Here is a 13,955-nt window from a genome sequence, read left to right as displayed (position 1 = left end):
AGAAAGCAGGCAGAAAACCACACGTGTCGCCCCGCGAGAACGCACGCTCGGACGCATCTGACGCCTCGGTCCGAAGCAGCAGCAGGATCGATGTGCCGCCCGCTCTGGTCATGGGCCTGTTGGGTTCCTCCGACGAGAATCTTCGCGCGCTTGAGTCGATGCTCGCCGCTGATATCCACGCCCGCGGCAATGCCGTCTCTCTGACGGGCGAACCCGCCGACGTCGCGCTCGCCGAGCGCGTCATCGCCGAGCTGGTCGAGGTGGTGGGCAGCGGCCAGCCGCTGACCCCGGACACGGTCCGGCGCAGCGTGGCGATGCTGGCGGGAAGTGTCGAGGAGTCGCCCGCCGAGGTGCTGACGCTGGACATCCTGTCGCGTCGCGGTAAGACGATCCGGCCCAAGACGCTGAACCAGAAGCGCTACGTCGACGCGATCGACAAGCACACCGTCGTGTTCGGTATCGGGCCGGCCGGCACCGGCAAGACCTACCTCGCGATGGCCAAGGCTGTCGCCGCGTTGCAGTCCAAGCAGGTCAGCCGCATCATCCTGACCCGCCCCGCGGTGGAGGCCGGTGAGTCGCTGGGCTTTCTGCCGGGCACGCTCTACGAGAAGATCGACCCGTACCTGCGCCCGCTGTACGACGCGCTGCACGACATGATGGACCCGGAGCTGATCCCCAAGCTGATGACTGCCGGCGTGATCGAGGTGGCGCCGCTGGCATTCATGCGAGGCAGGACGCTCAACGATGCGTTCATCATTCTCGACGAGGCGCAGAACACCACCGCCGAGCAGATGAAGATGTTCCTCACCCGCCTCGGTTTCAACTCGAAAATCGTTGTGACAGGCGATATCACGCAGGTTGACCTGCCCGGCAACGCCTCGTCGGGTCTTCGCGCCGCCATGCGCATCCTCGACGGTATCGACGACATCCACTTCGCCGAGCTCACCAGTGCCGACGTCGTCCGGCACCGCTTGGTGGCCGAAATCGTGGACGCCTACGCCAGGGCCGAGGAGCCGACTCTGATGAACCGGGCCGAGCGGCGCTCGCACAGCGCCGGACGCCCACGTAGGTAACGGACTGCCAACATGAACGCTGAGAAGCGATGAGCATCGAGGTGTCCAACGAATCGGGCATCGACGTTTCCGAAGAGGAATTGGTCAGCGTCGCCCGTTTTGTCATCCGCAAGATGGACGTGCATCCGGCCGCTGAACTGTCAATGGTGCTGCTGGACACCCCGGCGATGGCCGATCTGCACATGCGCTGGATGGATCTGCCCGGTCCGACCGACGTGATGAGCTTCCCGATGGACGAGCTCGAGCCCGGCGGGCGGCCGGACTCGCCCGAGCCGGGACCGTCGATGCTCGGTGACATCGTGCTGTGCCCCGAGTTCGCGGCCACGCAGGCCGCCGACGCGGGACACACCCTCGGCCAGGAGCTGGCGTTGCTCACGGTGCACGGCGTACTGCACCTGCTGGGTTACGACCACGCCGAACCCGATGAGGAAAAAGAGATGTTCGCCCTGCAGCGCGAACTGCTCGAAGAATGGGTCGCCGAACAGGTCGAGGCCTACCACCAGGACCGGCAGAATGACAAGGACCGCCGGCTGCTCGACAAATCCCGGTACTTCGATCGTCCACACCCCGGCGATCATCCACACCCCGGCGATGAAGTGAACTTCGGCGACGAATCGTGAACCCTGCCGGTCAACTCATCAGCGCGATCGTGCTGGTCTTGTTCGGCGGACTGTTCGCCGCCATGGATGCGGCGCTGAGCACGGTGTCGATGGCCCGCGTCGAGGAGCTGGTCCGCGACGAGCGGCCGGGGGCGGTGCGCCTTTCCCGGGTGATGCTCGAACGGCCCCGCTACATCAACCTCATCGTGCTGCTGCGCATCACCTGCGAGGTCAGCGCCACCGTGCTGCTGGCCGCATTCCTCGACGGCGGGCTCGGCGTCACATGGGGACTGGTCGCGGCGGCGGCGATCATGGCGGTCGTCAGTTTCGTCGCTGTCGGTGTTGGCCCGCGCACCCTGGGCAGGCAGAACGCCTACACCATCGCCCTCGTGACGGCGCTTCCGCTGCAAGCGATTTCAGTCCTGCTGCTGCCGGTGAGCCGGCTGCTCGTGTTGATCGGTAACGCGCTGACGCCCGGCCGTGGCTTCCGCAACGGCCCGTTCGCCTCCGAGATCGAGCTGCGTGAGGTCGTCGACCTGGCCCAGCAGCGCGGTGTCGTCGCCGACGACGAGCGCCGGATGATCCAGTCGGTGTTCGAGCTCGGAGACACCCCTGCCCGCGAGGTCATGGTCCCGCGCACCGAGATGGTGTGGATCGAGAGCGAGAAGACCGCCGGTCAGGCCACCTCGCTGGCGGTGCGCAGCGGGCACTCCCGCATCCCGGTGATCGGCGAGAACGTCGACGACGTCATCGGCGTTGTGTACCTCAAGGACCTCGTCCAGAAGACGTACTACTCGACCAACGGCGGCCGCGACACCCGGGTCACCGACGTGATGCGCAAGGCTGCGTTCGTCCCCGACTCCAAGCCGCTGGACGAGCTGCTGCGTGAGATGCAGCGCGACCGCGTTCACATGGTGCTGCTGGTCGACGAATACGGCGCGATCGCGGGACTGGTGACGATCGAGGACGTGCTCGAGGAGATCGTCGGCGAGATCGCCGACGAGTACGACACCGACGAGGTGGCGCCGGTCGAGGAGCTCGGTGACGGCCAGTACCGGGTGTCGGCCCGGCTCCCGATCGAAGACCTCGGCGAGCTCTACGACATCGAGTTCGGCGAGGACTTCGACGTCGACACCGTCGGCGGGCTGGTCGCCTTCGAGCTGGGCCGGGTACCACTGCCGGGTGCCGAGGTGACGTGGGACCGTCTGCGGCTGCGTGCCGAGGGCGGACCGGATCCGCGGGGCCGGGTCAGGATCGGCACCGTGCTGGTCAGCCCCGTCGAACCGCAGGACACCAACGGAGAAGGACACGAATGAGCGAGCAGGCGATCGACGGCGAGGACGCCAAGCTGGTGGTGCTGGCCCGTGGCGCGATGGGCCGGGCCGAGGCCGGCAGCGGCGCCGCCGTGCGTGATCTCGACGGCCGCACCTACGCCGGCGCACCTGTCGGCCTGAACGCGCTCACGCTGACTGCGCTGCAGGCCGCCGTGGCGGCCGCGGTGTCCAGCGGTGCGGCGGGGCTGGAAGCCGCCGTGCTGGTCGGAGGCACGCCGGACGACGCGGGGGTGGCGGCGGTACGGGAACTGTCCGGCGATGCCGTGCTCATCTTCACCGACAGGTCGGGCACCCCGCTGTGAGCTCGGCCGCCGAATTCCGTTCGGGCTTCGTCTGTTTCGTCGGTAGGCCGAACACGGGAAAGTCGACGCTGACCAACGCGCTGGTCGGGGAGAAGGTCGCGATCACGTCGAACCGGCCGCAGACCACCCGGCACACCATTCGCGGCATCGTCCATCGCGACGACTTTCAGATCGTCCTGGTCGACACGCCAGGCCTGCACCGGCCCCGCACGCTGCTCGGCGAGCGGCTCAACGAGCTGGTCAAGAACACCTACTCCGAGGTCGACGTCATCGGATTGTGCATCCCGGCCGACGAGAAAATCGGGCCGGGGGATCGCTGGATCTTCGAGCAGATCCGCGCCGTCGCACCGAGAACGACCCTGATCGCGATCGTCACCAAGATCGACAAGGTGTCCAAGGATCGGGTCGGCGAACAGCTGCTCGCCGTGAGCGAGTTGGTGGGACCCGAGACCGAGATCGTGCCGGTGTCGGCGACCTCAGGTATCCAGCTCGACGTGCTCACCAATGTGCTTGTCGCCCAACTGCCGCCGGGTCCCGCGTTCTATCCCGACGGCGAGCTCACCGACGAGCCCGAAGAAGTGCTGATGGCCGAGCTGATCCGCGAGGCGGCACTGGAAGGTGTGCGCGACGAACTCCCGCACTCGCTGGCAGTGGTGATCGACGAGGTGGAGCAGCGAGAAGGCCGCCCCGAGGACGATCCGCTGATCGACGTGCGCGCCATCCTCTATGTCGAGCGAGATTCGCAGAAGGGCATCGTGATCGGCAAGGGTGGCGCCCGCCTACGTGAGGTCGGTACCGCCGCCCGCACCCAGATCGAGACACTGCTGGGCACCAAGGTCTATCTCGACCTGCGCGTCAAGATCGCGAAGAATTGGCAGCGCGATCCCAAACAGCTTGGCCGGCTCGGCTTCTGAATCAGTCGCGTGGGCCTAGATTAGGTAGTCCCGCCGGAGGTCAATGAAACTGCAGTAGTGCCCTACTGAGATGCCCCGCGCCGCATGCGAGAAAGATTCGCCTCGCGGAACTCCAGATCAGACGCGGCAAGCCACCGTTCCGCCAGGACTGACGAAGAGGGCGGATCATGGGCAACACACATCACTTCGGTCGGGGCTGTGCGGCGGGCACACCCGGAATGCGACAGCGCTGTCGCAAAGCGACGCGCGCGACGGCGTCGCTCGGCGTTTCCCTGTTGGCCACGATGATCACTGTTGCACCGGTCGCGGTTTCACCGATCTCGCCGGCCGTGAGACTGTCTGCTGACTCCACCGCGCTGCTGGTGTGCGGTATCACCTGTCCGACCTGGGACGACGCCGGCGTTAAGGCGATCATGGACAGGTTCGTAACGCCGACTCATCCGGATCAGACCATCACGCCGGTCGCGGTGACGGCTCCAGGGGAGTCTTGGCCGCTCACCGGGGTGTTGCGGCTTCTCGGGTCTGTGTTCGGGGATCCCAGAATCTTTGGGCCCGGCGGTCCATCCTGGCCCGATGAGCCGTGGTGGAAGCTCTCTGGGTTGTTCGACCTCACCGCTGATCAATCGATCGAGGCGGGGGCCGCCAACCTGGAAGCTGCCTTAACCGAATATCCCTCCGACAGTGTCGTGATTTACGGCCTGTCACTGGGTGCGGGCGTTGCCAACGTCGTCAAGAAGAAGCTAGCTGAGCAATACCCGGAGGGCGAGGCGGCGCCCGATGTCGACTTCGTGCTGCAAGGTTCGGTCAATGTGCCCAACGGCGGCTTGTATGCCCGGTTCCCGGGCGTCTACATCCCGATTCTCGATTGGACGTTCAACGGGCCTGCGCCGACCGACACCGTCTTCGACTCGGTCGTGATTTCCACGCAGTACGACGGCTTCGCCGACTTTCCGTTGTATCCGATCAACCTCATCGCCGATCTGAACGCCGTCCTGGGCATCCTCTACCTACACACGCGTCCTTTCGACGTCAGCTTGCCGGCAGATCAGACGACTTCGCCGGCGTACCAAGGCACCCATGGTGACTCCACCTTCTACTTCTTCGAGACCCGGGATCTGCCGTTGTTTGCTCCGCTACGCATGCTCGGTGTGCCCGAGCCGCTGATCGATGTGGTCGAGCCGTTCTTCAGGGTGCTCGTCGAACTCGGTTATGACCGCAGCATCCCGCTGTGGGAGCCGACACCTGCGCGGTTGTTCCCGAAACTCGACGCGGCGACGGTGTTCGCCTCTCTCGGCGCCGCGATCGGTGAAGGCATCGACAACGCGTTGGCTCTGGTCGGCTTGCCGCCGATACCCGAAACCGCCGTCCCTGTTATCGATGCGGAACCACCTGCCGAAGTCGTTGAGACAGAGGTCGTTCAGACCTTGGTGACTACGACCGTCGCGCCCCACACCGAGCAGGCGATGCCGGCTGACGCCGCCGAGGAGGATTCGATGGAAGCCGCGGCTGAAGACGGACATGTATCTACGACCACCGATCTGCCAACTGGTGGCGGGTCGGAAGGCACTGAGGCGGTTGAAGACTCGATCGAAGTAGCGGACCAGGAGCCGACCGAAACTACGGCTGTCGGAACGGCGACGTCTGAGGGGTCGTCGTCCGCCTCGTCAATGCCGAAGGCTTCGGCGCCTGCTGAAGAAAGTTCCTCAGCAGGTGATTCGTCCGCAGACGTTGATGGAGGTGGCTCTCATTGAGCTAGCGGCGGCCGTCCGTCATCGCTCGGGCCCATGCCAGATGTCCTTCGAAGCCAAGCGATTCAGCGCATTGTCTGTAGCGACCCGCCAGGTCCAGGTAAGCGGTCTCGTCGCCGTAAGCGCGGGTCAACAGCGCACGCAGCCGCAGCAGCGTGATCTCGAACAGCACCGAATCGTTTTCTGCCGCCAGCGCCGCCAACCAGTTCACCGCCTCGTGGGCTTCGGCCAGGTCGCCCTGGGTGCCACGCGCCAGCAACGTCTCTACCAGAACGCCGGTAGCCCACACACAATAGAAGGGGTATCCGACGCCCAGTTCGTCGACGGCACGGCGCAGTGCCTTGATCGAGGCATCCCGATCGCCACGCCTGACCGATTCTTGGGCGGCCCAGACGTCGGTGACCGGGATGAGGAAGAGGATGCGCCTGCGCAGCCAGATTTCGCGGGTCATCAACATCAGGTCGAGCCCGCGTCGACGGTCGGCCGCGTCATCCTGGAGCAGCATGCCGACGGCAAGTGTGTACGCGGCCAATCCCATTGCGCGGTCATTGCTCGCGCACTGGGCCGTCTGCACCGCTTCCTCGGCGGCGCACAACAGGGAAGCATCAGCCCGGAGTGCGCCGTACTGCATCGCCATACCATAGGTCCACGCGATCGCGCCGGAGAGAGTCTCCGCATTGCTTTGTCGGGCCAGCGCGACGGCATCGTGCAGGTCACTTCGCCAGCCTGGGCCGCCCAGACACCACCGAGCGGTGCCCCGCCATGCCAAAGCGATCGCAAGGGGCGATCCGATGCCGTAGCCTGCGCCCTTGACGGGGTCACCAGCCGCAAGGTCGACTATCGTCTGCGCCCACTGCAAGACTTGGTTGAAGTCAAGCACACCGTGCCAGCAGCAGAAGGCGGTGGCCGCCAACGCCATGGCGGGGGTGGGATCGTCCATCGACTCGAGGAGCGCCCTTTGTTGGGACGAAAGTTTTGCCGCCTCACGAACACGCCCCGCGTACAAGAGTTCGGTGGCCGGCCCGCTCATGCCGATGGCCAGCGAGACCTCGTCGCCGGCTGTGCGGCATAATTCGCGCAGCTCCGCGAAGCGGCTCTGGCTCTCCTGCGCCTCACGGGCCTGTAAATCCGTGGCGCACAGCATGGTCCGGGGAGTTATTCGCATTGACAGGTGGTCGGGATCGTCGACAGGTATCAGATCGGCGATGCCGCTTGCTCTTCTCCAGCTGAGCCGGGCTGCGGTCAGATCACGGTTGGTGAGCCATGCGCCGGCGCGCATGTGCCAGGTGTACGCTGCTCGCAGTTCGCCTGCTGCTTCGAGGTGTTCGGCGATCAGCGCTGCGTTGTCCTCCACCGACTCCGGCGCGCGCTCTTCGATCACCGCCGCAAAGCGCCGGTGCCATTCGGCGCGGTCGGTCTTCAGCTGCGATTCGTAGACGACCGCCCGGATGAGCGGGTGTCGGAACGCGTACTCGGCAGACGGGGTGAACCGCACTTGATCAATCAGCTCGGCGTCGACGAGCGTATCGAACACCGGCTTCATGGCAAGGGCGGCAAGCAGTTCCGCCCCGAAGCGGGCTCCGATGATCGATGCGGCTTGAAGCGTGCGTTTGGCCAGTATGGGCTGACGGTCGACGCGTGCTCCGATGGCAGCCTGCACTGTGGCTGGGACGCTTACCTCGGCGACATCCGTGCGGCATATGTAACTTCCATGCTCACCGTCCAGAATGCCGCGCTGAATGAGCTCGCGCACCATCTCCTCGGCGAAGAACGGGTTGCCGGCCGCTCGCTCGGCGATGGTCAGTCCGAGCTCGCCAACCGAAGCATGTGATCCCAGTAGCTGCCCGATCAAGGCTGAGGTGTCCGAATCGCCCAGTGAATCAAGTGGCATGGTTTCGATGCCGACCAGCCGTGTGAGCGGCCCCTGGTACTCCGGGCGGTTGGTGATCAGCACCATCGACGATGTTCGCGGGATGACGGCGAGAAACTCGCCCAACAGCGACTCGCTGACCGCATCGATCCAGTGCACGTCTTCGATGACATACAGCACCGGTTTAGTGCGGACCAGCGATGCGGTGTTGATCAGCGTGGTCAGCCGGTGCCGACGAGTATCCGGGTCGATCTGTGGCACCGGCACGTCAGGGTCAGCGATGCCGAGAAGATCGTCGAGCAGAAGGAGATCCTGCGCGTCGGCCTCGGGCATCGTGGTCCGCAACCGCGCGCGCGCTTCTTCGCCGACGAGGTGTGTCAGACCCGTGGCCTCCCGGAGTAGCCGCGTCACCGCGTGGAACGGGACGTCGGTGGCGTGCGATTCGCAAAAGGCCCAGAACACGTCGACCCGACGATGCCGGGCGATTGCGGCAATTTCGCGTGCTACCCGGCTCTTGCCGATGCCGGGCGGTCCCGTCACATTCACCACGCCACCGTGTCGATTGATCGCGCGCTCCAACAATGCGTCGAGCGCAGCCATTTCTTGGCGTCGTCCGACAAGGTCCGCTTCGGTGCGGCCGACCGAGCATGCATGTGGGTCGATCGCGAGCAGCCGTCGCGCGGGAACGGGTTCGATGACGCCTTTGATGTGAACCCATTCCGGTTCAGCCAGCCGTACGGCCCGCTCGACGAGTAGGGCCGTGGACTCCGACAACATCACGCCACCCGGGGGAGCAACCGATTCCATCCGCTGCGCCAAACCGACCTGCTTGCCGGTGGCTCGATAGCCCAGGGACCCTGCACCGATCTCCCCAGCGATCACCTGGCCCGAATTCAGCCCCACCCGCACTTGCAGTGCCGCTTGGTCGCGACGCCGCACCACGGCGGCCAGCTGCTTGATATCGTCCTGGATGGCCAGGGCGGCGATACATGCCCGAAAAGCGTGATCCTCCAAGGCTGTTGGAGCACCGAATATTGCCATTACGCCGTCGCCGTGGTACTCCACGGTGCCGCCATAGCGCCGCAGCACAGCCGCTGACCGCTCTACGACTTCGGTCATGATTTCGCGCAGACGCTCCAGGTCCAGAGTGGCCGCGAGGTCCATCGATCGCACCACGTCGGCGAACAGCAGCGTCACTTGCTTGTATTCAGCCGGACTGCTCGTGTGGGTGAGTCGCGCCCCGCACTCGCTGCAGAATTTGCCCGTCGAACGCGTCTGAGCGCAACAGGAGCCGCAGATCAGCTCTGTTGCGCTCGGTGCTTCTTCGGCGTTCACGTCACTCCGCCGTCTTCGACGCGCTCATCCGGCGGCTCATTGGTGACTTCGGCTGTGGCCCGCGCGGGAGCAGCGCGGCGAGATCCTCGCGGCGAGTGGTCCCGGTCTTCGACATCGCCCGGTAGATATGGCTCTCGACTGTGCGCGAGGACAGCTTCAGGCGGTCGGCGACAGCACGATTGGATAGGCCCTCGCGGATCAGCATCACGATCTCGTGCTCGCGATTTGTGAGTGGCAGACGGCTACTGGCCTGGCAGAGCGCCGGTGTGCTGGCACCGCATTGGTCGGCCAGCGCATCAGCCCGCGACGCGCACGCCAGCGCCGAGCCGCGCTTGCCTTTGCGGCGATGGGCCAGCGAGGCGTGTGCTGCGGAGTCCATGGCAGCGACGAGATCGCCCATGTGCTCGAATTCCCCTGATACGTTTGCCAACTGAGCGGCATCGTCGTCCCGCAGTGCCGTGGCAAACCGTGACGCTACGCCAACGCGCGGACCTTCTACGATCGACTCGAGCTCGTGTAACCGGGGTGCGCTCGTGCGATCTCCCAACTGGGTGGCGCTCTGGCGACACAGCACTTCTGCGGCAAAACGTCCTCTACGGGAAGCTCTTTCGGCGGCTGACAACAGCATGGCAATAGCTTCGCTGACGGCACCCTGACCGGCGGCCACCCAAGCGTGCGCGATGCTGCGCTCTTCGTCGAGCGTCCGGAAGGGGCGTTGCACATCGTCGAGCGCGGCGAGGCCGGCGGCTGCCTCGGCGGTGCGGCCACGAATGGCCAGCGCCGTCACCCACGGGATCAGGTAGCGGAAGCCCCAGCCCAGAGAGTGGTTGACGCGCAACCCGGCCACCGGCTGCTCCAGCAGGTCGCATGCGGAACGTAGTTCGCTCGCACCGAGCGCAGCCCGCCCTGCCACTGCGGGGCCGAGTAACTGTGCTGCCCCGGGGAGAATTGCCGACTGTCGATGCACTCGCGCGGCGACGTCGGCGGCGTCAATGGTCTGGCCGGCCAGCACCAGGGCGCTGACATGGGAATCCGCGATGTTGAACCGCATGTGTGGCGCGTCGAATGATCGAGTGGCGGCGAGGTATCCCGTCTCTGCGTCGTCCACCGCGGCCGCGACACGTCCGGCGTCCCCGTCGATAGTGGTCAGCACCCAGGCAACCTCGGCGCCGACGACCGGGGGCAGTTCGTCCAGCGCAAGGTTCGCTGCCGTGGCCAGCGCTGTGGTGGGCTGGTCCATCGCGAACCAGTACACCGTCAGGAACGCGTCGATGTAGCTGCGATTCTGCGGTAGAACGGAGTGCGCCGCCTCGTCGATCAGCAGTTTCGCGCGTGCCGGGTCGCCCAACGCCCAAAGCATGTTGCTGGCGCGCAGGAACGTCGAGCGGGCGCGTTCCGCGTCGCTCAGGTGAACGAGGTCGATCCCGGCCAGCAGCGCCTCGGCCTCCAGGCCGCGCCCGAGCCACGAAAGTGCATGTGCACGAATGAAATCAGGTTCCGGGTGACCGCCCGCCCGGATCGCTGCTTCAGCGAGGCGGTCGGCAAGGCTGAGGTTCGCCAGCCACACCGCGCCATGGGCACCCCTGGTGAGCAGATCGGCGTCGGGCGCCAGATCGGAGTCGACGCTCAAACTGGCCCGACGTACCAGGACGTGAATCTCGTCCTTGCCGCGGGATGCAGCGAGCTCGTTGGCCACCAGCCCACGCAGTCGTCGCAGCTTGGTGGCCGGGGCTCGCCGCCGGCGCACCTCGGCGTAGATGGGGTGTGACAGCCGCACATCGATGCCCGCGGTGGTGGGCTGCAGGGCGATGAGCCCGTGATTTTCGGCCTCTTCGACGGCGCCGGGACGGGCGATGGTCCTGAGGACTTCCAGCTCGATGGGTTCTCCCACCGCGAGCGTGTCGACGACATCGCCGACCGCGGCGGGTGCTGCGCCGATGCGGGATTCGATCAGCTCTATCAGGCTGGAGGGCACGGTCGGATCACCCGCCCAGTGCCAGTAGCCGTCCACATTGCGCAGCCGCCCGTCGGCGATCTCCTGCTCAACGATGGTGCACAGATATAGGACATTGCCGAGGGTTAGCTTCCAGAGTCGTTCCGCCGCGGCCGGATCCACAGGGCCACCCAGTGTCTCGGCGAGCAGTCTGGTGGTTTCGGCGAGGGGTAGTGGCTGCAGATGTAGGCGGTCGAACTGTCCGACCTTCCAAATGTCCTGCACCCCGGGAGGAATCGGTTCTCCGTCCAGCACCGTGAGGATCACCTTCGCCGCGCGGCGCGCGACGATCTGATGGACCACGAAGGTTGAGAGATCGTCGAGCAGATGGACGTCATCGACACTGATCACCACCGGCTCACCTGGCGCTGCGGCGGTCAGTGACTCGATGACCCCACGCAGCAACTGAACGGGTTCGGTTCCACCGGAGGGCGCCCAGGCGGTGAAGGCTCCCAGCGGAATTGCGCGCGCCGAGGTGGTGCCGACTGCCGACCGGGCCGTCCATCCACGCGCCTCGGCCGCCGAGAGTGCCTCACGCACAATCCTGCTCTTGCCGAACCCCGCCGCGCCATGGACGACGATGCCGGAGACGCCCGGGGTCGAGAGCGCGGCCTCGACGGTCAGCAACTCCTCTATGCGGCCGGTAAGCGGCCACCACAATCGCACTCTATGAGCGTAAGAGGGGCGGCGATGCAGAATGCGGGGTTTGGTGGGGTCGGGTGCAGTTCCGCTAGCCGGGCTGGCCGTATACCGCGACCACCACGCTGCGGTCGAAGCTGTTCTCCGACCACACCCCGATCTGCGTGTTCGCGCAGTTGGACATGATCGCCATGTAGTCGGGCCGGTAGTACCACTGGTTCATGATCTCGATGCCGCTGATGGCCAGCGCCGGGTTGATCGCGACGGTCTCGGCAACGGTTCCGACGAACCCGGCGTTGTTCGCCCGCACCTGTGCCGTCGACCCGTCGGAGCCGATGTCGGCGTTGAGTGCCCGGTTACGCAGCACGTCGTTGGCATGCCACTGCGCGGCCAGCTGCAACTGCGGATTGATCTCGAGATCGGTCTGGCAGTCGTTGTGCTGCTGGATCGTGTAGACGTTGACGGCCACGCTCTCGTTGAGGCGTCGGTTGTCGGCGTGGGCGGTGGGCATGCCCGCCACCGCTGTGCCTGCCGCGGTGCCTACGAGCACCAGGGCAGCAAGCGCACGCTCCACCAAGCTGACGGTCACAGCGGGGAGATTACGCGACCTGACCGGTGACCGAGTCCGGAGCGGTCAGATTGGGGGTGAATCCGGGCCGCGGGTCCGTCCCTGTCGGCGGCGGGGACACCCACCAGGTGTCGGGCTGACGGGTCGCCCAGCCGTTGATCGCTTCCAGCGCAGCGGCCAGCGACACCAGCAGAGGTTCGCTGTTCGCGGGACCCATCAGCTGGACACCGATGGGCAGGCCGTCGGACGTGAAGCCGGCGGGCACGTTGATCGACGGCCAGCCGAGCAGGTTCCACGGCCATGTCACCGGGCAGGCCTGGATCATCATGCGGTCGGTGGCCATTCCGCCGAGTTCGTCGAACGCGTCCACCCTGGGAGGCGGCATCGCGGTGGTCGGGGCCAGGACGACGTCGGCCAGGTTGAAGATCCAGCCGATGCGCTGCTGCGTGGTCGCCTCGTGTGCGCGCGCCTTCCTCAGGGTGTTCTGGGACAGCAGCCACCCCATCCGGGCGTTGGCCTGCGTGCGCTTGTCCCACGTGACGCCGGGTCCGAGCCGGTCCATCCACTCCGGGATGCCGGAGGTCGAACGTGCCAGGAAATTCCACGACATGCGCAGGTTGTAGTCCGGATCGGCGTGGATGACCGAATGGCCCAGCTGGGAGAGCTGGTCGGCGACGCCCTCGAGGGCCGCGCGGATCTCGGGATGCAGGCGGGCCCGGAAACCGGTGAACGGGAACTTCGTCGACACCGCGACACGCAGCGGGCCGGGTGCCCGGGAGACGTAGTCCGACACCGTCACCGCCGGCGGGGTGTGCAGATCGCCGGGAGCGTTGCCCGACGCGGCGTCGAGGACCAGCGCCGCATCGGAGACCGTGCGTGCCAGCACACCGTTGACGGTGATGCCGTTGAACGCCTCGCGCAGCGGCGACGTCGAGATGCGGCCCCGTTGCGGCTTGATGCCCACCAGGTGCGTCCACGCCGCGGGGATGCGGACACTGCCCGCCCCGTCGGAGCCGATCGCGGCGGCCACCAGTCCTGCCGCAACGGCCGCCGCGCTGCCGCCGGACGATCCCCCGGGAGTGTGCTCCCGCGACCACGGATTGCGGGTGTGCCCGAACGCCGGGCCGCTGGTGAACGGCCACTGCCCGAGCTCACAGGTGTTGGTCTTGCCCACGATCACCGCGCCGGCAGCGCGCAGGCGGCGCACCACCTCCGAGTCGGCCTCGGCGACACGGACCTCGCCGTCCGCGCCGAAGCGGGTCGGCACGCCGGCGACGTCCACATCGTCTTTCACCGCGATCGGGATTCCGAGCAGCGGAAGTCGGGACACGTCGGTGCCGGCCGCCCGCGTGCGGTCGGCGGCGGCCGCGTCCGCGAGGGCCTGCTCGGCCAGCACCACCCGGAACGCGTTGAGGGTGGGCTGGCTGACCTCGATGGCCGCCAGCGAGCGGCGTACCAGGTCGACGGACGTGGCACTGCCGCTCGCGAGCTGGAACAACTGGTTGCCCACCGTGGGGAACCAGGATCGCGAGGCGCTACGGGAAGAAGAGGAGTCGACCATCACTTACGAGAGTATCGGC

The 13,955-nt window shown here is 66.3% G+C and carries 10 protein-coding genes; 6 read left to right on the top strand and 4 right to left on the bottom strand.

The genetic code is table 11. From position 1 onward, the window contains the following. Window positions 1–23 precede the first annotated feature (23 nt). From EL337_RS18090 to EL337_RS18065, 6 genes are all read left to right on the top strand, one after another. Window positions 24–1,073, top strand: a complete 1,050-nt coding sequence (locus tag EL337_RS18090) for a PhoH family protein (RefSeq protein ID WP_048633062.1) — start codon at window positions 24–26, stop codon at window positions 1,071–1,073. A gap of 29 nt (window positions 1,074–1,102) precedes the next feature. Then, entirely contained in the window at window positions 1,103–1,693 is a 591-nt protein-coding gene (gene ybeY / locus EL337_RS18085; protein ID WP_048633061.1) for an rRNA maturation RNase YbeY, read from the top strand. Further along, window positions 1,690–2,988: a hemolysin family protein gene (locus tag EL337_RS18080; RefSeq protein ID WP_048633060.1), complete on the top strand. Its 1,299-nt coding sequence runs from the start codon at window positions 1,690–1,692 to the stop codon at window positions 2,986–2,988. Before ybeY ends, EL337_RS18080 begins: the two co-directional genes overlap by 4 nt. Next, window positions 2,985–3,308, top strand: coding sequence for a cytidine deaminase-like protein (locus EL337_RS18075; protein ID WP_048633059.1), 324 nt, complete (start codon window positions 2,985–2,987; stop codon window positions 3,306–3,308). The genes EL337_RS18080 and EL337_RS18075 overlap by 4 nt, the downstream gene beginning before the upstream one ends. Continuing rightward, complete coding sequence (era, locus tag EL337_RS18070) at window positions 3,305–4,222, top strand: GTPase Era (RefSeq protein ID WP_048633058.1); 918 nt, start codon at window positions 3,305–3,307, stop codon at window positions 4,220–4,222. Before EL337_RS18075 ends, era begins: the two co-directional genes overlap by 4 nt. Before the next feature lie 284 nt (window positions 4,223–4,506). Next, complete coding sequence (locus EL337_RS18065) at window positions 4,507–5,973, top strand: PE-PPE domain-containing protein (protein WP_232786827.1); 1,467 nt, start codon at window positions 4,507–4,509, stop codon at window positions 5,971–5,973. Between the two features lies 1 nt (window position 5,974). On the opposite strand, the gene EL337_RS18060 is transcribed toward EL337_RS18065, so the two are convergent. The 4 genes from EL337_RS18060 to EL337_RS18045 form a co-directional block, all read right to left on the bottom strand. Then, the gene (locus tag EL337_RS18060; RefSeq protein ID WP_232786824.1) at window positions 5,975–9,037 is read right to left on the bottom strand and encodes an ATP-binding protein; all 3,063 of its coding nucleotides are present in this window, start codon (window positions 9,035–9,037) and stop codon (window positions 5,975–5,977) included. A gap of 139 nt (window positions 9,038–9,176) precedes the next feature. Next, window positions 9,177–11,834 (bottom strand): LuxR C-terminal-related transcriptional regulator, encoded by a 2,658-nt coding sequence (locus EL337_RS18055; RefSeq protein WP_048633056.1) that lies wholly within the window; start codon window positions 11,832–11,834, stop codon window positions 9,177–9,179. Between the two features lie 64 nt (window positions 11,835–11,898). After that, complete coding sequence (locus EL337_RS18050) at window positions 11,899–12,396, bottom strand: CAP domain-containing protein (RefSeq protein ID WP_048633055.1); 498 nt, start codon at window positions 12,394–12,396, stop codon at window positions 11,899–11,901. A gap of 10 nt (window positions 12,397–12,406) precedes the next feature. Further along, complete coding sequence (locus EL337_RS18045) at window positions 12,407–13,936, bottom strand: amidase (RefSeq protein WP_048633054.1); 1,530 nt, start codon at window positions 13,934–13,936, stop codon at window positions 12,407–12,409. Between the last annotated feature and the right edge of the window lie 19 nt (window positions 13,937–13,955).

This window comes from Mycolicibacterium aurum (genome assembly GCF_900637195.1).
Lineage (GTDB): Bacteria > Actinomycetota > Actinomycetes > Mycobacteriales > Mycobacteriaceae > Mycobacterium > Mycobacterium aurum.
This window is presented reverse-complemented; position numbering and strand designations above follow the sequence as displayed.

What these genes read in the sequence shown, in the direction of transcription:
- EL337_RS18045 (WP_048633054.1), bottom strand. Translation starts at nt 13,936, where the DNA reads ATGGTCGACTCCTCTTCTTCCCGTAGCGCCTCGCGATCCTGGTTCCCC.
- EL337_RS18065 (WP_232786827.1), top strand. Translation starts at nt 4,507, where the DNA reads ATGATCACTGTTGCACCGGTCGCGGTTTCACCGATCTCGCCGGCCGTG.
- EL337_RS18075 (WP_048633059.1), top strand. Translation starts at nt 2,985, where the DNA reads ATGAGCGAGCAGGCGATCGACGGCGAGGACGCCAAGCTGGTGGTGCTG.
- ybeY (WP_048633061.1), top strand. Translation starts at nt 1,103, where the DNA reads ATGAGCATCGAGGTGTCCAACGAATCGGGCATCGACGTTTCCGAAGAG.